The following is a 20,820-nucleotide window of genomic DNA, read 5'->3' as shown; positions in this document are numbered from 1 at the left end:
CCAGAGCGATCTCAGAACAGCCGCCACCTTGACTCTCCGCATCCTCCTTGGTTAGCCCGCACGAGTGAACCGTGTCGATCATCCGCACGTCGCTCGAACAGTCGACCTAGGCTCGCGCCACAACATCAACACGACGGCCCCCGCCCGGGACGGCAATCCCGGACGAGGGCCTGACCAGCACGGAAGTGGAGCTTCCCTGTGGCTGATCACGAGCCTATCGGTGACCGGTTCATGGACCTGAGGGTCCCTGAATACGCGTACATGTTCGGGTTCCTGCAGGCGGACGGGCATCTGCAGCAAGGCGTCGGGCAGAAGGGCAAGTTGTCCGTCGAGATCAACGTCCGGGACATCGATCTCCTGCGCGAGTTCCAGAAGCTGACGCCGTACAACAGCAGCATCACCGAGCGCACGCGGTCGACGAACTTCGCCAAGACCCACCACTCGGGCCGCAAGTCGAAGGCGATAGCGCCACCTCGCGGCGAGTTCTCACACCGCGACTACCTGCGCGGTGTCATCGACGCAGACGGCTCGGTGGGCTACACGAACAAGGGCTTCCCCTTCGTCTCCCTCACTACGGCAAGCACGGCCATCGCCACCTATCTGGGCCGCCGCACCCAGGAGGTCACGGGCGCCGAGCGCCTCGTCAAGCGCAACACCCGCGACGCCATCTACAACGTCCTCTACACGAAGGAGACCCCCCAAAAGCTGGCAGTTCACCTTTATTGCCTTGGTACGTCCCGCTAACATGCGGGCCGCTTGCACGCAGCGACGTTGGACGGAACAGGAAGACCGCATACTGCTGGAACTGAACAGCAACGATGCTTCAGCCGAGCAGCTCGGCCGGACGGAGCTGAGCTGTCAGATGCGCCTCTGGCGATTGCGCACCGGCCAGGTACCACTGCCAAGCGATCACTGACGAAATGAGCGGGGCCCCCGGTTCCGGTCGGGAACCCCGCTCGTTAACCCTTCACGCAGATGAACTGCTTCAGCTTCGCCACGACCTCGACGAGGTCCCGCTGCTGCGCCATCACCTGATCGATGTTCTTGTAGGCACCCGGGATCTCGTCCAGGACCCCCGCGTCCTTACGGCACTCGACGCCTCGCGTCTGCTCCTCCAGGTCCCGCACAGTGAAGTGCCGCTTCGCCGCGTTACGGCTCATGCGCCGACCAGCCCCGTGCGAGGCCGAATTGAATGCCTTCTCGTTGCCGAGGCCCTTCACGATGTACGAACTGGTGCCCATCGAGCCCGGGATGATCCCGTACTCGCCGGAGCCCGCCCGGATCGCGCCCTTACGAGTGACCAGCAGGTCCACGCCCTCGTACCTCTCCTCCGCCACGTAGTTGTGGTGGCAGGAGATCTCCGGCTCGAAGGTGGGCTTCGCCTTCTTGAACTCCTTGCGGATCACGTCCTTCAAAAGCGCCATCATGATCGCTCGGTTGTACTTGGCGTACTCCTGGGCCCAGTAGAGGTCGTTCCGGTAGGCGGCCATCTGAGGAGTGTCCGAGATGAACACAGCCAAGTCGCGGTCCACCAGGCCTTGGTTGTGAGGGAGCTTCTGGGCCACGCCGATGTGGTGCTCGGCCAGTTCCTTGCCGATGTTCCGGGACCCGGAGTGCAGCATGAGCCAAACCGTGCCTTCAGAATCCGTGCACGTCTCGACCAGGTGATTCCCTCCCCCGAGCGTCCCCATCTGCTTCGTGGCCCGGTCCTCCCGGAACTTCACCGCGTCCGCGACCCCGTCGAACCGCCCCCAGAAGTCGTCCCACCCGCCGGTGGCCAGCCCGTGCAGCCGTCCCGGGTCGACCGGGCTGTCGTGCATCCCGCGCCCCACCGGAATCGCCTGCTCGATCTTCGAGCGCAGCCGCGACAGATCGCCGGGAAGATCGTTCGCCGTGAGTGATGTCCGCACCGCCGACATACCGCAGCCGATGTCGACCCCCACCGCGGCGGGGCACACCGCTCCGTGCATCGCGATGACCGAGCCGACCGTCGCCCCCTTGCCGTAGTGCACGTCCGGCATGACCGCCAGGCCCTTGATCCACGGCAGGGTCGCGACATTGCGCAGCTGCTGGAGCGCGCCCTCCTCGACCGACGCCGGATCGGTCCACAGACGGATCGGAACCTTCGCGCCCGGCATCTCCACGTACGACATATCGTCCTCATTCCCCCGGAGTTCACCAAAAGTCATACATCGCAAAACCGGCGCCAAGGTCAATGAATGGGACAGCGGACCGGCATCCACGGCTGTGCGTGCGATAGACATTGTCTCCAGGGGGTCCCCTGGTGCGGCAAGCGATTAACCAGCGGGGACACTGGGGGACCCTGGTTCGTTCCAGGGGTCGAGGGACACCGAACACAACCGACGCACACCCGACACACCGTCGAGAGGAGCCCGACCGTGCAGCGGAAGGCGTACGTACCCGGCACCGCCGCACTCCTCGTGGCGCTGCTGGCCGGCTGCACGAGCGGCGCGACCGACAGCGGTACGACGGACGACGCGAACCCGGGCGAGGCCGGGCAGGCGACGGCGGTGGCCCAGCCGGGCAAGTACCGCACGCTTCCCGAGCCCTGTGGAGTGGTCGGCCACGACGCCCTGGACTCCCTGCTCCCCGGTATCCAGCAGATCACCGACCCCGATCAGCGCGAGGCGGCGTACGCGGGCGACGCGACGCTGACGTACGACACGGACCGCAAGGTCGGCTGCCGCTGGAAGGTGGAGTCGACGGACGCGACCGACCATCTGCTGGTCGACTTCGAGCGGGTGGTGTCGTACGACAACGCCGTGAGCGACGACAGCCAGGCGCAGACGATCTTCGCGACGAAGGAGACGGCGGCGGACCTTCCGGAGCCGTCGGCGAGCGCGACCACGTCGGGGTCCGAGTCCGACACCGCGACCGCGTCCGCCCCGGCGTCCGCCTCCACCACCCCCTCGTCCTCGTCCTCGTCATCCCCCTCCTCTCCCTCCTCTCCCTCCTCCTCCGCCGCTTCCGCCTCGTCCTCGGCCGCCGCCCTCCAGCCGCGCGCGCTCACGGGTCTCGGGGACGAGGCGTTCCTCGACGACGCGTTGAGCAGCTCCGGTTCGACGGCTCAACAGCGCACGGTGACTGTGGTGTTTCGCACGTCCAACGTCATCGTGACCGTCGAGTACGAGGAGCAGCCGGCGACGGTCGGCGTCGTGCCGGACAGCCAGAAGATGCAGGACAGGGCGCGGAAACTGGCCGTGCGACTGGCCGGCGCACTCAACGGCTAGGGCGTTCACGGGTGCCGCCCGGGGGGTTGCGCAAAGGCCGTGAACCGGGACCGCACAGGTGGCTCACCGCGTACCGTGGCCCCTCGGACCCGATCCGACGGCAGGAACCACGAGCGTCATGAGTGAAGGAACCATGCATCAACCAGCACAGCGAGACCGGAGCGACCAGCAGCGGGCGAAGCGTCTGAGCCGCGTCCTTGTCTGCGCGGCGGCCGTCCCGGTGATGCTGATCGCGGCCGGCTGCTCCTCGGACTCCGGCTCCGCCGACGGCGCCGGCAAGGAGACGGCAGGCCCCGGTGCGACGACGTCCGCCGACGCGACCGCCGCGCCGACGGTGCAGGCGGCGGCGTACAAGAAGCTGCCCGAGCCGTGTGCGGTGCTGTCGAAGAAGACGTTGACCGATCTGGTGCCCAAGGGCGCCAAGTCGGGCAAGGAGGGCACGTCGAGCGACACGGCGACGCGGGGCAGCTGCTCCTGGACGAGCCTGGACAACAAGGGCGTCAAGGGCTCGCAGTTCCGCTGGCTGAACGTGTCGTTGCTGCGGTTCGACTCCTCGCAGACGCAGGGCGAGGGCAACAAGCTGGCCGCGTCGTACTACGCGAAGCAGGTGCAGGCGGCGCAGGCGGTCACCGGCGCGAAGAACACCAAGTCGGTGCCGGTCGCGGGTGCGGGCGACGAGGCGACGGCGGTGCGCTACGACCTGAAGAAGAAGGAAGGCGCCTTCAAGCAGCAGACGGTGGTGGCGCGCGTCGAGAACGTGGTCGTCACGATCGACTACAACGGCGCGGGCCTCGCGGGCGACAAGGCGCCGAGCGCGGACACGCTGACGAAGGCGGCGGAGAAGGCCGTGAAGGAGGCCGTCGCGGCGGTCACGTCGGCCAACGGCGCGGGCACGGGCGCGGGTTCGGGCTCCGGCTCGGGTGGCGCGAGCAGCACGCCCTCGAAGTCGCCGTCCAAGTCGCCCGCCAAGTCCGCCTCCCCGTCCGCCTCCAAGTCGGCGGCGAAGTCGGACGCGAAGGCCCCGGCGGCCACCGCTTCCTCCTCCGCGTCATCCGCGGCAGCCAAGAGCTGACGGCACATTTCACATCGGGTTCGTTTTCGGACCTCAACTCGCAGGTCAGCAAGGCCCGTTGACGGAGCCCGGCCCTTTCGTGGACCGGGCTCCCGACAGACCGGCACCCAGGACGCCGCACACTTGTGCCACCCTGTTGCGCGCAACGACAAGTAAGGGGAGGGGAGTCCGGGTGTCCGCGCCCATTCAGCTCACACGTATGCACCGCGTGCTCATCGGTGTGGTCGTCTCCGGTGCGATGGTCATCGCCGGTATCGGCTTCGCCGGTTCGTACGCCGCCGTACGCGAGCTCGCCCTGAAGAAGGGCTTCGGGAACTTCGCCTACGTCTTCCCGATCGGCATCGACGCGGGCATCTGTGTCCTGCTCGCCCTCGACCTGCTCCTGACCTGGATCAGGATTCCCTTCCCGCTGCTGCGCCAGACGGCATGGCTGCTGACGGTCGCGACGATCGCGTTCAACGGCGCCGCCGCCTGGCCCGACCCGCTCGGTGTCGGCATGCACGCGGTGATCCCGATCCTGTTCGTGGTCTCGGTGGAGGCCGCCCGGCACGCGATCGGCCGCATCGCCGACATCACCGCCGACAAGCACATGGAGGGCGTCCGGCTCACCCGCTGGCTGCTCTCCCCCGTCCCCACGTTCCTCCTCTGGCGCCGGATGAAGCTCTGGGAGCTGCGCTCCTACGAGCAGGTCATCAAGCTGGAGCAGGACCGCCTCGTCTACCAGGCCCGCCTGCACTCCCGCTTCGGCCGCGCCTGGCGCCGCAAGGCCCCGGTCGAGTCGATGATGCCGCTGCGCCTGGCCCGCTACGGCGTCCCCCTCGCGGAGACCGCCCCCTCGGGCCTGGCGGCAGCGGGCATCGAGCCCGTACTGCTGCCCCCCACCCCGCAGTTGGAGCCCGCCCGCGAGCCGGAGCCGGTGACGGCACCCGCCGTGGAGAGCGCCCCGGCACCGGCCCGCGAGCAGCTCCCCGCCGCCGAGGCCGACGAACGGCACGAGCAGCCGCAGGACCAGGCCGAGCCGCAGAACCCGTGGCTGCACTCGCGGGACCCGCAGCAGGTGGCGTACCAGGGCGGCTACGACCCGACGTACGACCCGGACGCGGCCTACCGCCAGTGGTACGCGGAGCAGCAGCAGGCGGAACAGTTCCAGCAGTACGAGGAGGAGCAGCAGCGGTTCGAACAGCAACGGCGGTTCGATCAGCAGCAGCAGCCGTTCCCGCAGCAACAGGCTTTTCCCCAGCAGCAGTTCGAGGAGCCCCCGCTCCCCGAGCCGGAGCCCTCGCCGGAGGACACCGGCACGTTCCCGATCCCGGCGGGCCCCGGCCGTACCCGTGAACTGGGCGCGGGCGGCGGCACGGAGCCGACCGAGGACGACTACTACCTGATCTTCAAGAAGTCGATAGACGGCAGCTACCCGACGGGCGGCCAGTTCCGCGACGACGTCGAGGCCACCTACGGCATCACGCTGGCGCACCGCGACGCCGACCGCATGGCCAAGCGCTTCACCAACCGCCACACGGCGGAACTCCAGGAGGACCACATCGCGTAAGCGGTTCCGGTCCGGTCTCCTACGACGATGAGGGCGCCCCGAGCTTCTCGGCTCGGGGCGCCCTCATCGTCGTAGCACCGGGGTCTACTCCCCCAGCAGCCTCCGTACCCGGTCCTGGCCCACGGCGAGGAGCAGGGTGGGCAGACGCGGGCCGGTGTCGCGACCGACCAGCAGGTGGTAGAGGAGGGCGAAGAACGTCCGCTGGGCGGTCTTGATCTCCGGCGGGAGTTCCTTGGCGGTCGCGTCGGCGGAGAAGCCGGCCTGGACCTTGGGGACGCCGTAGACGAGGTGGCTCAGACCGTCCAGGGACCAGTGGTCGGCGAGGCCGTCGCGCAGCAGCCGCAGGGACTGCTGGGAGGGCTCGTCGAGGGACTTGAGGAGTTCGGTGTCGGGTTCGTCGCGCACGATGGTCCGCTGGTCGGCGGGGACCTGCGTGTTGATCCACGCCTCGGCCTTGTCGAGCCGGGGGCGGACCTCGTCGAGGGTGGACAGCGGGTTGGCGGGGTCGAGTTCGCTGAGGATGCGCAGCGACTGGTCCTCGTCGCCCGCGGTGATGTCGGCGACGGACGCGAGGGTCCGGTACGGCATCGGGCGGGGCGTGCGCGGAAGCTCACCGGCGGCGGTCCCCACGGCACGCGCGTGCGCGGCGAGGTCGCCCGGAAGGGCGGACCCGTCCGCCACCTTCCCGTCGAGCTTGTCCCACTCGTCGTAGAGCCGCTGGATCTCCTGGTCGAAGGCGATCTTGAAGGACTGGTTGGGGCGGCGGCGGGCGTAGAGCCAGCGCAGCAGCTGGGGTTCCATGATCCGCAGCGCGTCGGCCGGGGTGGGGACGCCGCCCTTGCTGCTGGACATCTTGGCCATGCCGCTGATGCCGACGAAGGCGTACATGGGGCCGATGGGCTGCTTGCCGCCGAAGATCCCGACGATCTGCCCGCCGACCTGGAAGGAGGAGCCGGGTGAGCTGTGGTCGACACCGGAGGGCTCGAAGATGACGCCCTCGTAGGCCCAGCGCATGGGCCAGTCGACCTTCCAGACGAGCTTGCCGCGGTTGAACTCGCTGAGCAGGACGGTCTCGGTGAAGCCGTCCTCGGTGCAGACGTAGGTCAGCTCGGTGGTGTCGTCGTCGTACGCCGTGACGGTGGTGAGGTCCTTGCCGCAGCTGCCGCAGAAGGGCTTGTACGGGAAGTACCCGGCGGAACCGGAGCTGCCGTCGTCCTCCTCGGCCGCGCCGGACCCGGCCTCCGCCTCCAGCTCGGCGTCGTCGACGGCCTTCTGCTGCTGCTTCTTGGGCGGGGCCTTCTTGGTGCGGTACTGCTCCAGGATCGCGTCGATGTCGGCGCGGTGCTTCATGGCGTGCAGGATCTGCTCGCGGTACACCCCGGAGGTGTACTGCTCGGTCTGGCTGATCCCGTCGAACTCCACGCCCAGCTCGGCGAGGGAGGCGACCATGGCGGCCTTGAAGTGCTCGGCCCAGTTCGGGTGAGGGGAACCGGCCGGGGCCGGTACGGAGGTCAGCGGCTTCCCGATGTGCTCGGCCCAGCTCGCGTCGGTGCCCTCGACCCCGTTGGGCACCTTGCGGTAACGGTCGTAGTCGTCCCAGGAGATGAGGTGCCGGACCTCGTGACCCCGGCGGCGGATCTCGTCGGCGACGAGGTGCGGGGTCATGACCTCGCGGAGGTTCCCGAGGTGGATGGGCCCGGAGGGGGACAGCCCGGACGCGACGACGACCGGTTTGCCCGGGGCCCGACGCTCCGACTCCTCGATGACCTCATCCGCGAAACGGGAGACCCAGTCGGTGGTCTCGGTGCTCTGAGCCACGATCGGCACGTCCTTCTTTCTGACACGGGGCAGCCGGTACGGTCGCACGACTGACCGCCCCATTGTCCCAGCCAAGCCCACATCCACGAAAACGCCTTTTCCAAGCACGTGACTGTGGGGGGGTGGGGGGTGGGGGCCAGGGGCCGCGAGGCCGGAGGCCCGAGGCCTGGTCGGCGGCGAAGCCGCCACCAGGGGGCGCGGGGAACTGCGCGACCAGCCCCCACCGACCCGCAGAGACTTAAGACCCCCGCGAAGCCCAAGGCTCGGTCGGCGGCGCAGCCGCCACCAAGGGGCGCGGGGAACTGCGCGACCGGCCCCCACCCCGCCCGCACCCGAAAACTCGCTTTACCCCACGTGGGATACTGACCGTGTCTACCCAACCCACGAGGAGAACGGCTCCCACCCCATGACCTCGGTCACGTCGCTCACCGACCTAGTCCACCAGCACCTCGCGAACGCCCTCACGGCAACCCTGCCGGAGGCGTCCGCGGACCCCCTGCTGCGACGGAGCGACCGAGCCGACTTCCAGGCGAACGGCATCCTCGCCCTCGCGAAGAAGGCCAAGGCCAACCCCCGGGAGCTCGCCACCCAGGTCGTCGCCAACGTGACCACCGGCGACGTGATCAAGGACATCGAGGTCTCCGGCCCCGGCTTCCTGAACGTCACGATCACCGACCGGGCGATCACCGAGACCCTGGCCGCCCGCTACGCCGACGACTCGGCCCGCCTCGGCGTCCCCCTCGCGGAGCACCCCGGCACGACGGTCATCGACTACGCCCAGCCGAACGTGGCGAAGGAGATGCACGTAGGCCACCTCCGCTCCGCGGTGATCGGCGACGCGGTCGTCCGGCTCCTGGAGTTCACCGGCGAGTCGGTGGTCCGCCGGCACCACATCGGCGACTGGGGAACCCAGTTCGGCATGCTCATCCAGTATCTGGACGAGCACCCGGGCGAGTTGGACCACGCGGACGCGGACGTCACCGGCGAGGAGGCGATGTCCAACCTCGACCGCCTCTACAAGGCCGCGCGCAAACTCTTCGACTCCGACGAGGAGTTCAAGACCCGGGCCCGCCGCAGGGTCGTGGACCTCCAGGCCGGCGACCCCCAGACCCTGGCCGCCTGGCAGAAGTTCGTGGACGAGTCGAAGATCTACTTCTTCTCCGTCTTCGAGAAGCTGGACATGGAGATCCGGGACGCGGACATCGTCGGCGAGTCGGGTTACAACGACATGCTGGACGAGACCTGCCGCCTCCTGGAGGAGTCCGGCGTCGCGGAGATCTCGGACGGCGCCCTGTGCGTGTTCTTCGACGACATCAAGGGCCCGGACGGCAACCGCGTCCCCCTGATCGTCCGCAAGTCCGACGGCGGCTACGGCTACGCGGCGACGGACCTGTCCGCGATCAGGGACAGGGTCTTCAACCTGAAGGCCACCTCGCTCCTCTACGTCGTGGACGTCCGCCAGTCCCTCCACTTCAAGATGGTCTTCGAGACCGCACGCCGGGCCGGCTGGCTGAACGACGACGTCACGGCGTACCAGCTGGCCTTCGGCACGATCCTCGGCAAGGACGGCAAGCCGTTCAAGACCCGCGAGGGCGTCTCGGTGAAGCTGGAGGACCTCCTGGACGAGGCGGTCCAGCGCGCCACGGCCGTGGTCCGGGACAAGGCGGAGAAGGTGGGCCTGACGGAACAGGAGATCGTCGACAACGGCCGCTACGTGGGCATCGGCGCGGTGAAGTACGCCGACCTGTCGACGTCCGCGGTCCGCGACTACAAGTTCGACCTGGACCAGATGGTCTCCCTGCACGGCGACACGTCGGTGTACCTCCAGTACGCCTACGCCCGCATCCAGTCCATCCTCCGCAAGGCCGGCGAGTTCCACCCCCAGGCCCACCCGGAACTGGAACTGGCCCCGGCGGAGCGGTCGTTGGGCCTCCATCTGGACCAGTTCAGCGAGGTGGTCACGGAGGCGGCGAAGGAGTACGCCCCGCACAAGCTCACGGCCTACCTCTACCAACTGGCCTCCACCCTGACGACGTTCTACGACCAGTGCCACGTCCTCTCCCCGGACAACGCCCCCGAGGTAGTGGAAAACCGCCTGTTCCTGGTGGACCTGACGGCCCGGACGCTCCAGCGGGGCATGGCACTGCTGGGCATCAGGACACCCGAGAAGCTCTGACGCGCACGCCGAACCGCGGGCTGTCCCTCCCCCGTGAGGGACAGCCCGCGGTCGTCAACGCCGTTTACTCAGTGCGCTGTCGGCTCAGATGCCGTTGGCGAAGTTCTTGAACGCGGCCCGGGTGCCGGAGCCCGCGTCGCCGTCGATCGCGCCGGTGTAGCCCCAGTTCTGGAGCAGCCGCTGGAGCGCCTTGATGGTGTTGACGCCGGGGTCGCCGTCGATGGCGCCGGTGTAGCCCCAGTAGGTCTGGAGGTTGCGCTGGAAGGCCTTCCAGCTGTTCGGGCCGAGCTGCCCGTCGATGGTGTCGTTGTAACCCCAGTACGTGTGCAGCCAGTTCTGCACCTTCTTGGCCTCGGCGGTGGAGAGGCCGAAGTTCTGCACCGCCTGGATCGAGACGGAGGAGGCCTGTACGGAGGCGGCCGGCGCGGCGAAGCTGGGGGCGGCGAACGCGACGCCCCCGACCGCGATACCGGCGACGGCGGTGAGGCTGACGAGGGTCCTGGCCACGACATTCGGTCGCATGCGTTCCTCTTTCAGGTAGTCGGTCGTCGTGCTGGAACGAGACTGCGGTCCGCCGGGTCCACCCCGCCACCGTCCCCGCCCAAGTGACGTCTCGATGGGACGACACCCCCTCCGACCTGCGGGGACGCGGACAGCGGGGACGGCGGGACGGGACGCCGTCCGGCCCGTCGCCGACGATGGCCGATTCCCTCCACGCCCGGGAACCGAAAGCCCGTGCGATGAGGTGTCAGTGATGCAGAATGCGACGCGGCAGGGACCGCTGACCACGGTCCCGAACGCGCACTGGGGGGAACATGTCGCGTTGGAAAGTGCTGCCCGAGGAACTCGATCCACGTGTACGGCAGTTGGTGGTGCGCCTGCGCCGGCTGAAGGACCACAGCGGCCTGAGCATCCGGCAGTTGGCGGCCCGGACGGGCTACAGCCCGAAGTCCTGGGAACGCTATCTGGGTGCCCGCGCCCTGCCGCCCGCGGAGGCGCTGGAGGCCCTCGCCCGAGTGTGCGGCGAGGACCCGACCCGCCTGCTGGCACTGCGCGAGGTGGCGGCGGAGGGCTGGCGGACCGCACCCGAACGACCTCTGCCGCCGAGCCACTTGCCGTCGCCGGAACAGTCCGCCCGCTCCCCGGAGAGACGCGCCCTGCGCATCGCCCTCGTGGCGGGCTCGGTGACCCTCGTCCTCGCCGTCTCGTCGGCGGTCCTGGTGACGGTCCGCATCATGAACAACGACACCGCGGGCAGCCCTACGGCCCGGACCCGGTCGTCGGTTCCACTCGCCGAGCCGACGGCCGCGTCGCCGTACCCCTGTCGGCCGGAACGGATCGGCGGCCACTGGTATGCGGGCAACAGCCGTACCCAGCAGCAGAATCTGGCCGTCGGCAACGCCGGGCCCGATGTCGCCGAGGCGCAGTGTCTGCTGCGCAGGGCGGGCATCTCGCCGGGCGGCATCGACGGGATCTTCGGCCCGCTGACGGAACACGCGGTCAAGCAGTTCCAGAAGCGGTCGGGACTCGTCGTGGACGGCATGGTCGGACCCCACACCTGGAAGGCGCTCCGGGGATGAATCAACTGGCCGCAGCCCTCAGACAGTTACGCACCGAGACCGGCCTGAGCCTGGCCGGCCTCGCCGCGAAGACGCCGTACAGCAAGTCGTCCTGGGAGCGCTACCTCAACGGCAAGACCCTGCCCCCGCGAGAGGCGGTGGAGGCGCTGTGCCGACTCGCGGGCGAGCCGGTGGGCCGGTGCCTGGCGCTGTGGGAGATCGCGGAGGCGGAGTGGAGCGGGCGAGCGGTCCCAGCCCTTCCGAAGATCCCTCCGCCCCCGTCGCCCGCTCCCCCTCCCCCTGTTCTTCCGGCGGTCCCGGAACACCGGGGTGTGGCGGCCTTGGCGGTCCTGGCATCGGTGTGCGCGGTGGCCGTGACCGGCGTGGTGATCGCCCTGCTGCTGCTTCCCAACGCTCCCGCGTCCGAGCCGCTGTCCCCGACCGCCGCCACCTCGGCCACACCGGCGGGCCCCGGCTGCCACGGCACGACCTGCGAGGGCCGCAGCCCCATGGCGATGCTCTGCGCCGCCCAGCCGGACACGGTCGCCCAGCACCGGACGGCAAGCGGCGCTTGGATGGAACTCCGCCACAGCAGGCTCTGCGGCACGACCTGGGCCCGCACCTGGGGCGGCCACATCGGCGACCGCATCGAGCTGACCAGGTCCGGCCACACCTACGGCGCTCAGGTGGGCGACGCGGCGGACGCGGAGTCGTACCTCTACACACTGATGACGGTGACGGCCCCGGGGACGGTGGTGAGGGCCTGCCTCCAGCCCGCGGCGAAGGCGGGGGCGGCGCCGGGGAGGAAGGAGTGCTTTGACGGGCGTGTGAGGTAGCTGTGTAGGGTCTTTGAATGCCGAGAGTCAAAGTCAGCGTCGTCGTTCCCGTGTACAACACCGGGAAGTACGTCGATGAGTGCGCGCCGTCGCTGCTGGGGCAGAGTCTGCCCGCCGACGAGTACGAGGTCATCTACGTCGACGACGGCTCGACCGACGACACGCTGAGCCGGCTGAAGAAGATCGCCGCCGGGCACCCGAACGTCCAGGTCCACACCCGGCCGAACTCCGGCTGGCCGGGCGCGCCCCGCAACCTCGGCATGCGGCACGCGAAGGGCGAGTACATCCAGTTCGTCGACCATGACGACACGCTCGGGCCCGAGGCCCTGGAGCGGCTGTACGACCACGCGAAGCGCAACGACGCCGACGTCGTCCTCGGCAAGATGTCCAGCACGATGGTGCGGCCCCGCCGCCTGTTCCGGCACACGGTGGACGCCTGCACGATCGAGAACGACGAGCTGATGCAGAGCATGTCCCCGCACAAGATGTTCCGGCGGGCGTTCGTCGAGGAGCACGGGCTCCAATTCCCCGAGGGCCCGTGGATTCTGGAGGATCTCGCCTTCGTCAGTGCCGCCTACCTCAAGGCGGAGCGCATCTCGATCCTCGCCGACTATCCCGTCTACTACTGGATGAAGCGGGACGACGGCGGCAACAACACCCAGCACCGTTTCAACCCGAAGCACGGTTTCTGGCCCAACACCCGCACGATCGTCCGCCAGTTCAAGGACGCCACCCCCGCGTCCGACGACATCGACGCGCTCCAGAACCGCCTTCTCCACCGGCTCTACCACGTCGAGATCCTCTCCCGCACCCGCGAGCCGGAGATTCTCCGCGAGGACCCGGCCGAGCAGCGGCAGCGCTTCGAGGCGGCGCGGGAAGTCGCCTTGGAGGAGTTCCCGGCCGCCGTACGGGACGGCCTCCCGGCGGTGTCCCGCCTGCGCGCCGCCCTCCTGGAAGCCGGTGACTTCGACGGCGCGGTGACGCTCGCGGAGCGCGTCCGCGAGGTCAAGGTCCGCAGCGAGGTCGGCGAACCGCGCTGGCGGAACGGCCGCTTGGTCGCCGACGTCACGCTCGGCCTCCTGCGCGGCGACGGCGCACCCCTGACCCTCGTCGAACGGGACGGACAGCACTACTTGGACCCGGAGTTGCTGGACGGAGTACCGGGAGCGGAGGACGGCTGGCAGGTCCCGGACCCCTTCCGGCTGGCGTACGCGGAATTGGTGGTGAAGGACCGCGACCGCGAGGACTGGTGGTACCCGGAGGGCGACCTGGAGGTCCGGCTGAAGCCCCTCGGAGACGGGCGTGCGCAGCTGATCGCCACCGGGCAGCTGTCCCTGGACCCCGAACGCCTCGCCGGCGGGCGGCCGTTGGAGCGCGGCGTGCACGACGTGTGGGCGTACGTCCAGCTCCTGGGCGTGGACCGGTTGGTACGCGTGACGGGCGACGGCACACCGGGCACCCCGGCGGCGTCCCCCGCCCTGACCGGCGGCCGGCTCTCCCTCCCGTACTGGACGGGCAGCGGCCAACTCGCCCTCGACGTGGACCAGCGCCAGCGCCAGCTGGGCCAGGACGCCGTCACGGCCGCCACCGCCAACGCCGAGCGCGGCGAGGGGAGTTCACTGCCCCTGCCGTACATCGCGGCGACCCCGGACAGCACGCCCGCCCGGGTGAGGGTGACGGTGGCGGCACTGGGAGTGGAAGCCGAACTGCTCCCCACCCCTGACTCCCTGACCTCCGGCCCCCCCACGGCCCGACTCCGCCTGCCCGCCCGCCTGAAGCTCCCCTCCGGCCGCCACCCGGTCACCCTCCCTAAGTCGGCCAGCCCGATCGCCTACGCCGTCGTCCGCGACGGCACAGTCCTCCGCCTGGAGGGCCCGGCGTACGAGGCGGGCAGCGGGCGAAGATTCCTGGACGCGGTGACGGGCAACCGTCAAGTACGCCGGGCGCGCCGGAAGTTGGGGAAGTAACCCCCGAACTCCGCCCACACCACCTTGCCCAACTCCCGTTCCCGCACCCCCCACTTGTCGGCCAGCGCGGCGACGAGCAGCAGCCCACGCCCACCCTCGTCCGTGTCCTCGGGGCATCTGTCCGCACGCGGGACACCACCCCCGCTGTCGTGCGCCTCCACCCGCAGCACCTGGCCGTCGTACCGCAGCGCCACCCGGAACTGACGCCCCGCCGGCACCCCGTGCACCAACGCGTTGGTCGCCAACTCGCTGACGCAGAGCAGGACATCATCGCTGCGCTCGGCCTCGGCGAGCCCCTGCTCCACGAGGAACGCGTGCGCGAAGCGTCTGGCGGCGGGAACGGACCGGCGTTCGCGCCGGAAGAACTTCTCACTCGGGTTCACGGGACAAGAGTTGCGCAGCGTCACTAGTGTTGACAGTGCGTGAGCCCTGCTCTTGATTTTGTACGGGCGGAGTACGGGTCCGCACGGGGTCCGGAACGGGTGGACATGGGGAGCACCACAGCATGAACTCCAAGAAGAACCGCTCGACGATGCGGATGCTGGGCAAACAACTCCAAGCGGCGCGCAGGGCGGCCGGTCACACCCAACGCCAGCTCGCCGAACTGGCGTTGGTCGACGAGGAGACGATCGCGTCGGTCGAGCAGGGGCGCCGCCGGTTGATACCGGACCTTGCCAGGACGCTGGACCGGATTCTCGACACGAAGGGCACGTTGGAGGCGGGGGTCGAGAACCTGCCGGAGATCGACCAGTTCCCGCTGTACGCCGAGGAGTACATGGTGCATGAGCGGGAGGCCATCGCCCTGTCCTGGTACGACAACGCGGTCATCCCCGGCCTGCTCCAGACACCGGAGTACGCCCGCGCGGTGCTCGCGGAACGCATTCCGGCCTACGACGAGGACGAGATCGCGGCGAAGCTGGCGGGCCGTATCGAGCGGCAGGAGATCCTCCAGCGCAAGGTGCCGCCGACCATGAGCTTCGTGGTGTGGGAGCCGGTGCTGCATCTTGGCATCGGGGGCCGGAAGACGCGCCGTGACCAGCTCCGGTTCCTTCGCGACTGCGCGGAACTCCCGGGCCTGGCGCTCCAGTTCCTGCCGACGAATGCTGCCTCACATGCCGGTCTGAACGGCCCCTTCACCCTCCTGGAAACACCGGACCACCAGCACTTGGCCTACACCGAAGGCCAGCGCGGCAGCCAGTGGGTTTCCGACCCGGATGAGGTGTCCATCCTGGCGCGCAAATATGCGATGCTGCGGTCACAGGCCCTGAGGCCCCAAGAGTCCAGGGACCTGCTCGACCGTCTGCTAGGAGACCAATGAGCACCGCACTTCAGTGGTTCAAGTCGAGCTACAGCGGCGACGAAGGCGGCCAGTGCCTCGAAGTCGCTTACGCCTGGCGGAAGTCCAGCTACAGCAACGACGAAGGCGGCGCCTGCCTCGAAGTCGCCGCCTGCCCCCACACCATCCACATCCGCGACTCCAAGAACCCGGCGACGGACGGCCCCACGCTCCAACTCGGGCCCGCCGCCTGGGCCGCGTTCACCGCGACCCGTTAGTCGGCGGGGCCCACTGTCAGTCCCCGCCTCTAGAGTCTCCGGCATGGCGACTCTTCCCAACCCGCTGCCCAAGTTGGCGGCCGATCCGAGCAGCAGTTCGCTCGGGCTTGAGCTCCCTGCCGGGAGTCTGATCGACGTGACCGCCGACGGTCCGGCGGACGAACCGTTGTTGTGGTGTGCGGGTGAGGCGGCGCGGCCGGGAGGCTGGGCCGCGCTCCGGGCCGCGCGGGGCGCCGGGCTGCTGCCGGTGCTGCTGGATGTGGACGGGGGCCACGGCGGGCCGCAGGAGTGGGAGTTGAGCCCGTACGAGATGTCGTACCCCGGGGATCACGACGCCGACGAGGTGCTGGGGGAGCTCTGGGAGGCGTACGCCTCGGAGGGCGACGAGTGGCCCGGTCTCGCCGAACCGCTCACCCTGGTCGCCGATCCGGACGCGCGGGCCGCCGAGGTCGCCGACTCCCTGGCGGACGGCGGAAGTTGGCTCAAGGACCCGCGTCTCGCGCTCGTCCCGGCCCGCCGCAGCGCCGACATCCCGGCGGCGATCGGCTGGATGGGCGCCGCGAACCACGAGGACGACACGGCCCTGCTCTGCGCGGTCCTGCGTTCCTGGGAGGACCGCTTCGGGATACGCGTCGTGGCCCTCGCCTTCGACCGGTTGGTGCTGTCGGTGGCGGCCCCGCCGACGACCCTGGAGGAGGCCGAGGAGATCGCCGCCGAGCACTTCGCCTTCTGCCCGGACAACATCACCCAGGGGCACCACGGGACGCTGCACGCGTACGCCCGGCACGAGGTGCTCGACCAGCGGGTGTGGTCCTTCTGGTGGGACTGACCCGCCCGGCACGACCGCCCCGGATCAGCTGAGCAGCTTCATCCCCTCCGGCGCCTCGATCCCGAACTCCCCCTCCAGCACCAGCCGCACCTCCCTCTCGCCCGTCAACTCCCGCTTGTGGACGCGTCCGTCGGCCCGCGTCTCGGTCAACACGCGTCCGTGCAGCAGGAGGTGGCGGTCGGGGGTGACGCGCTGGACGTACAGGCGCTGGGTGAAGGGGGAGCGCGGGTTCGTGGCGATGTGCCAGTTGATGACCTCGAAGTCGACGTGCTCGAAGGGGTCCAGGGTGAAGGCGTACTGCGCCTGCCAGGAGCCGCCGTCCTTGCCTCCCGTGTACGCCTCCAGGACCCACAGCTCCAGCGGCCCCCGATGCGGCACCTGGACCAGCCGGTGCCGGCGGCCCGCGTCCTCGAACTCCTCGCCGGCCACCAGCGGCACCGGTTCCAGCAGCGCCCCGATCGCCCCGAACCCGACGTCGGCCAGATAGGGCCGCGGCTCGCCCGGCACCTCGACCAGCAGGGCCATGTGGGTGCGCGGGCGGCTCTCGATCCGGTCGGTGCCGACCACGACCCGCGCCGTCAGCAGGGTCACGCCGAACCCCAGTGCCCGCAGCGCGGCGGCCAGCAGCGTGTTCTGCTCGTAGCAGTAGCCACCGCGCGCACCGCGCAGCAACTTGGCTGTCAGGTCCGGCAGTTCGAGGGAGGGAGCGGTACGCCGCAGGGCGTCCAGGTTCTCGAACGGGATGCCTCGCATATGGGCGAGATGCACGGCCCGCAGCGTCGTCGCGTCAGGCCGCCGCGGTCCCTTCCCCGATACCTCCCACCCGATGTGCGCGAGGTATTCGTCCAGGTCGAAGGCGTCGCTGTCAGACATGCCCCCACCCTACGAAATCACCGGACGGACCCCGCTCACCACCGCGTCGCCCGCTCACTGCTGGGTGGCCGGCTCCAGCGCCTCCACCGCCGCGGCCGCCGCCGTGGAGTCGGGGCCGTAGAAGATGTCGATGTCGACCTCCTCGCCGCCCATCGTCAGGGTGTCCCACGCGCCGCTGAGGACGAGCATGCGCAGGGTCCGGGACTCCAGGGTGCGGAGGCGTTCGAGGATGGCCTCGTCGTCCGGCATGCCGGGGAGTCGGGGGGCGAGGCGGTCGCGGATGGCGCCCATGCGGGCCAGCAGGGTGGCCGTGTCCGCCTCGCGGTCGGGTTCCTCGGTGATGCCGTCGATGCCGTGGTCGATGATGTCCTTGATCGCCCAGGTGACGCCCTGGTCGTCGGTGGTGACCATCGCCTTCCACGCGCGGCTCTTGTGCCGGTACTGGAGCATCGACATGGCCGCTTCGTGCCGGAGGAAGTCGGCGTCGCGGAACGGCCGTCCGTTCCAGGCGCTGTTGAGGGAACGGGCCAGCGAAATGGCCGACGCCAGGCCGCTGTTGAGGCCCCGGCCCGGCCAGAAGTGGATGGCGTTGGCCGCGTCGCCGAGGAGGAAGCCGTAGGTGCCGGGCGAGTTGACGGTCGGGGGCAGCAACTCGGCCGAGAAGCGCGGGCGTTGCACCATGTCCAGACGAAAGCTGGTGACGGCGCTCAGATCCTGGGCGGAGACGTCGAAGAGCCGTAGGCCCTCGTGCACGCGCTTCCACAGGGGGGAACCCTTGATGAGCGCGGGCAGGAACAGCGTGCCGTGGGTCGCGCACTGGAAGTCGCCGTGCTCGTCGCGGTCCATCAGGCACGGGCGGGAGGCGATGCACTCCTCGAAGACGCGGCGGACCGGATCGATGCCGATGACCTCGGTCAACTCGGTGTCGGTGAGCCGCATGTTGAGGAAGCCCTCGCCGCGCAACGAGTTGAGCAGGAACCGGTTCTGGACGACCGTCAGCAGGATCGCCATCGGGTCCGGCAGCTCCGACTTCACCCTCAGGCCCAGCACCACGTCCCGCAGGTGGACGCCGTCGAGGGAGTAGATGGACTCGTCGGCCTTGCCGAAGCGGGCGGCGAAGTGCTCCCGGGTGCGTGACCGGCCGCCGTCGCAGATCGCGAGGACGTGCTGCGTGGCGAGTTCGTCGCGCTGTTCCGCCGGGTCGAACTTGGCGGGGATGAGGCGTATGCGGTCGCGCTTCTCGTTCGCCAGCTCCAGCAGCTTGTCCTCGATGTAGGCGATCCGCATGTTGCGCGGGTGGTGGTCGCCGATCGAGTCCGGGCCCGACGGCCACATCTCGGTGTAGTGCTCGGGGTCGAAGAGCCGCTCCTGCACGTACGGCGGCCACGCGAGGTACTGCCGGCTCTGCACGGTCACCACCTGCTGGCGCCGTACGTTGCCCTCCTCCTGGCTCTTCCAGACGACGGTACGGCCGTTCTTGCGCCACCGGCCCTCGTAGACGGTGATCCGCGCCTGCGCGCCGAGGAAGTGCTCAAGGAGCAGGGCCATGGAGAGGCCGACGGGACCGCCGCCCACGACGGTGACCCGCAGCACGGACCCCTCGTCGCCCTCCTCCGGGTGGGTCACCGAGCGGGGCAGGTTCAGCGCCATCAGGGTCTGCATGGCGTCGGCGACCTCGAAGCGGAACTCCTGGTCCCCGATGGTGATTTCGTCCCCCGGCTGGAGCAGCCGCGCCTCCACTTCCTCCCCGTTGACCTGGGTGCCGTTGCTGCTGCCGCAGTCGCGCAGGACGTACCCCGCGTCCTGGTCGAAGACGATCTCGGCGTGGAACCGGGAGACGCTCGGGCTGGCGATGACGACCGTGTTCCCCGCGTTGCGCCCGAACGTGACACGGGTGTCGACGATCGGGATGCGCTCTCCCGCCAGCAGACCTTCACGTCCGACGAGCACCGGTGCCATGGCCATTCCCTCCCAGGGGTCAACTCGGTGCGCTTCCAAGGGGATTCACCGATTCAGGGCCTCCGTGTTCGAGGCCTGCGGCAACCATAAGCGCACCGCACCGAGTTGGAATCCCCCCGGCAGGCCAGCAGGTCAGCCCATGAGTCCCGCCCCCAGCCTCCTGAGTCCCTCCCGGATCTCCCCCGGCGTCTGCGTCACGAAGCACAGCCGCATCGTCGAACGGTCGGGCTCCCCGGCGTAGAAGGGCGCACCCGGGACATAAGCGACGTCCTGCCGCACCACCCGCGCCAGCAGTTCCGTCGTGTCGTACGACTCCGGGAGCCGCGCCCACAGGAACATGCCGCCCTCAGGGCGCTCCCAACTCGACCCCTCAGGCAAGGAGTTGGGCAGGCCCGCGAGCATGGCGTCGCGCCGGTCCCGGTACACGGCCGCGACCCGGGCGACATGCGCGTCGAGGTCGTTGTCCGCCAAGTACCGTGCGGCGGCCAGCTGGTTGACGGTCGGGGTGTGCAGATCGGCGGCCTGTTTGGCGACCACGCAGGCCCGCAGCAGGTCGGCCGGCGCCCGCAGCCAGCCCAGCCGCAGGCCGGGGGCCATCACCTTGGAGAAGGAGCCGAGCAGGACCGTACGGTCCGCCGCACCCTCCTGGGCCGCGATCCACGGCAACCGCTCGCCCTCGAAGCGGAGTTCGCCGTACGGATCGTCCTCCACGATCCACAGCCCGCGCCGCGCGGCGACCTCCGCGACGGCGGCCCTGCGGTCGGCGGGCAGCGTGCGGCCGGTCGGGTTCTGGAAGGTCGGCACGGTGTAGAACAGCTTCGGCCGCTCCCGCGCGACGAGTGCGTCCAGCGCCTCGGGATCGACCCCGGCCGCGTCGCCCGGCACGGCGACGATCCGCGCACCGGCGAACGCGAAGACCTGAAGTGCCGCCAGGTAGCAGGGCCGTTCGACCAGGACGACGTCCCCCGGCTCCAGCAGCGCGGTCGCGAGCAGCGAGAGCGCCTGCTGCGAACCGGTGGTGACGAGCAGCTCGTCGGCGCCGGTGGCCAGCCCGCGGGCGGAGGTCCGCGCGGCGAGGGCGGTCCGCAGCACCGGCTCGCCGTCGGTCGTCGCGTACTGGAGCGCCCGCGCGGGCGTCTCCGTGAGCACCGCCTGGTACGCGGCGGCGATCCCGGCGGCGTCGAAGAGTTCGGGGGCCGGGAGCCCGCCCGCGAAGTTGATCACCTCGGGGCGGCCGGTCACGGCGAGGATGTCCCGTACCGGCGAACCCCCGATCGCACGGGCACGCGCGGCGAGCGGGGGCAGAGGGACGGCGGGTGTCTCGGTGACGGTCATGGCGGACAGCGTAGGAAGGTACGTGCCGTATACAAGCGGGTT

The 20,820-nt window shown here is 69.8% G+C and carries 18 protein-coding genes; 11 read left to right on the top strand and 7 right to left on the bottom strand.

Annotated elements, in window-relative coordinates; genetic code table 11:
* The first annotated feature begins 198 nt into the window (after positions 1-198).
* The gene (locus ACIRB1_RS29960) at positions 199-744 is read left to right on the top strand and encodes an LAGLIDADG family homing endonuclease (RefSeq protein ID WP_403467622.1); all 546 of its coding nucleotides are present in this window, start codon (positions 199-201) and stop codon (positions 742-744) included.
* A gap of 215 nt (positions 745-959) precedes the next feature.
* Here ACIRB1_RS29960 and ACIRB1_RS29955 read toward each other — a convergent pair whose 3' ends face one another.
* A complete protein-coding gene (locus ACIRB1_RS29955) occupies positions 960-2,153 on the bottom strand; it encodes an RtcB family protein (RefSeq protein WP_403467621.1) in 1,194 nt (397 codons plus the stop codon).
* 246 nt (positions 2,154-2,399) lie between these two features.
* On the opposite strand from ACIRB1_RS29955, the gene ACIRB1_RS29950 reads away from it, so the two are divergent.
* The 3 genes from ACIRB1_RS29950 (at position 2,400) to ACIRB1_RS29940 (ending at position 5,872) form a co-directional block, all read left to right on the top strand.
* Positions 2,400-3,251 carry a DUF3558 domain-containing protein gene (locus ACIRB1_RS29950; RefSeq protein WP_403467620.1) on the top strand — a complete coding sequence of 284 codons (852 nt, stop codon included), beginning with the start codon at positions 2,400-2,402 and terminating at the stop codon, positions 3,249-3,251.
* A 133-nt stretch (positions 3,252-3,384) separates the two neighbouring features.
* On the top strand, positions 3,385-4,323 hold the full coding sequence (locus ACIRB1_RS29945) for a DUF3558 family protein (RefSeq protein WP_403467619.1): 939 nt from the start codon (positions 3,385-3,387) through the stop codon (positions 4,321-4,323).
* A gap of 172 nt (positions 4,324-4,495) precedes the next feature.
* Positions 4,496-5,872, top strand: a complete 1,377-nt coding sequence (locus tag ACIRB1_RS29940) for a DUF2637 domain-containing protein (RefSeq protein WP_403467618.1) — start codon at positions 4,496-4,498, stop codon at positions 5,870-5,872.
* Positions 5,873-5,956: 84 nt separating this feature from the next.
* Here ACIRB1_RS29940 and lysS read toward each other — a convergent pair whose 3' ends face one another.
* On the bottom strand, positions 5,957-7,699 hold the full coding sequence (gene lysS / locus ACIRB1_RS29935) for a lysine--tRNA ligase (RefSeq protein WP_352185012.1): 1,743 nt from the start codon (positions 7,697-7,699) through the stop codon (positions 5,957-5,959).
* Between the two features lie 397 nt (positions 7,700-8,096).
* Between lysS and argS the strand changes: the two genes are divergently transcribed.
* Positions 8,097-9,866: an arginine--tRNA ligase gene (argS, locus tag ACIRB1_RS29930; RefSeq protein WP_352185013.1), complete on the top strand. Its 1,770-nt coding sequence runs from the start codon at positions 8,097-8,099 to the stop codon at positions 9,864-9,866.
* Positions 9,867-9,950: 84 nt separating this feature from the next.
* Here the strand turns inward: argS and ACIRB1_RS29925 are convergent, their stop codons facing one another.
* Positions 9,951-10,388, bottom strand: coding sequence for a peptidoglycan-binding domain-containing protein (locus ACIRB1_RS29925; protein WP_352185014.1), 438 nt, complete (start codon positions 10,386-10,388; stop codon positions 9,951-9,953).
* Positions 10,389-10,681: 293 nt separating this feature from the next.
* Here ACIRB1_RS29925 and ACIRB1_RS29920 point away from each other — a divergent pair, with 293 nt between their 5' ends.
* The 3 genes from ACIRB1_RS29920 to ACIRB1_RS29910 are packed head-to-tail and all read left to right on the top strand — an operon-like array spanning position 10,682 to position 14,228.
* Positions 10,682-11,446: a peptidoglycan-binding protein gene (locus ACIRB1_RS29920; protein WP_403467617.1), complete on the top strand. Its 765-nt coding sequence runs from the start codon at positions 10,682-10,684 to the stop codon at positions 11,444-11,446.
* Complete coding sequence (locus ACIRB1_RS29915; protein WP_403467616.1) at positions 11,443-12,261, top strand: helix-turn-helix domain-containing protein; 819 nt, start codon at positions 11,443-11,445, stop codon at positions 12,259-12,261. The genes ACIRB1_RS29920 and ACIRB1_RS29915 overlap by 4 nt, the downstream gene beginning before the upstream one ends.
* A gap of 17 nt (positions 12,262-12,278) precedes the next feature.
* Positions 12,279-14,228, top strand: a complete 1,950-nt coding sequence (locus ACIRB1_RS29910) for a glycosyltransferase family 2 protein (RefSeq protein ID WP_403467615.1) — start codon at positions 12,279-12,281, stop codon at positions 14,226-14,228.
* On the opposite strand, the gene ACIRB1_RS29905 is transcribed toward ACIRB1_RS29910, so the two are convergent.
* A complete protein-coding gene (locus ACIRB1_RS29905; RefSeq protein ID WP_403467614.1) occupies positions 14,192-14,611 on the bottom strand; it encodes an ATP-binding protein in 420 nt (139 codons plus the stop codon). The genes ACIRB1_RS29910 and ACIRB1_RS29905 overlap by 37 nt on opposite strands.
* 122 nt (positions 14,612-14,733) lie before the next feature.
* Here ACIRB1_RS29905 and ACIRB1_RS29900 point away from each other — a divergent pair, with 122 nt between their 5' ends.
* Genes ACIRB1_RS29900 through ACIRB1_RS29890 form a run of 3 tightly spaced genes read left to right on the top strand, consistent with a single transcriptional unit; the run spans position 14,734 to position 16,611 of the window.
* Positions 14,734-15,546, top strand: a complete 813-nt coding sequence (locus ACIRB1_RS29900; protein ID WP_403467613.1) for a Scr1 family TA system antitoxin-like transcriptional regulator — start codon at positions 14,734-14,736, stop codon at positions 15,544-15,546.
* Positions 15,543-15,782: a DUF397 domain-containing protein gene (locus ACIRB1_RS29895; protein WP_390922440.1), complete on the top strand. Its 240-nt coding sequence runs from the start codon at positions 15,543-15,545 to the stop codon at positions 15,780-15,782. Before ACIRB1_RS29900 ends, ACIRB1_RS29895 begins: the two co-directional genes overlap by 4 nt.
* A 43-nt stretch (positions 15,783-15,825) precedes the next feature.
* Positions 15,826-16,611, top strand: coding sequence for a DUF4253 domain-containing protein (locus ACIRB1_RS29890; protein WP_403467612.1), 786 nt, complete (start codon positions 15,826-15,828; stop codon positions 16,609-16,611).
* Between the two features lie 24 nt (positions 16,612-16,635).
* Here ACIRB1_RS29890 and ACIRB1_RS29885 read toward each other — a convergent pair whose 3' ends face one another.
* From ACIRB1_RS29885 to ACIRB1_RS29875, 3 genes are all read right to left on the bottom strand, one after another.
* Positions 16,636-17,484 (bottom strand): arylamine N-acetyltransferase, encoded by an 849-nt coding sequence (locus tag ACIRB1_RS29885; RefSeq protein WP_403467611.1) that lies wholly within the window; start codon positions 17,482-17,484, stop codon positions 16,636-16,638.
* Between the two features lie 54 nt (positions 17,485-17,538).
* Positions 17,539-19,443: an FHA domain-containing protein gene (locus tag ACIRB1_RS29880; RefSeq protein ID WP_403467610.1), complete on the bottom strand. Its 1,905-nt coding sequence runs from the start codon at positions 19,441-19,443 to the stop codon at positions 17,539-17,541.
* 132 nt (positions 19,444-19,575) lie between these two features.
* The gene (locus ACIRB1_RS29875) at positions 19,576-20,778 is read right to left on the bottom strand and encodes a PLP-dependent aminotransferase family protein (RefSeq protein WP_403467609.1); all 1,203 of its coding nucleotides are present in this window, start codon (positions 20,776-20,778) and stop codon (positions 19,576-19,578) included.
* Between the last annotated feature and the right edge of the window lie 42 nt (positions 20,779-20,820).

The organism is Streptomyces sp. NPDC096013, assembly GCF_044763565.1.
In the GTDB taxonomy this organism is placed as follows: domain Bacteria; phylum Actinomycetota; class Actinomycetes; order Streptomycetales; family Streptomycetaceae; genus Streptomyces.
Note: the sequence above shows the minus strand (reverse complement) of the source record. Positions and strands in the feature narration are given on the sequence as shown.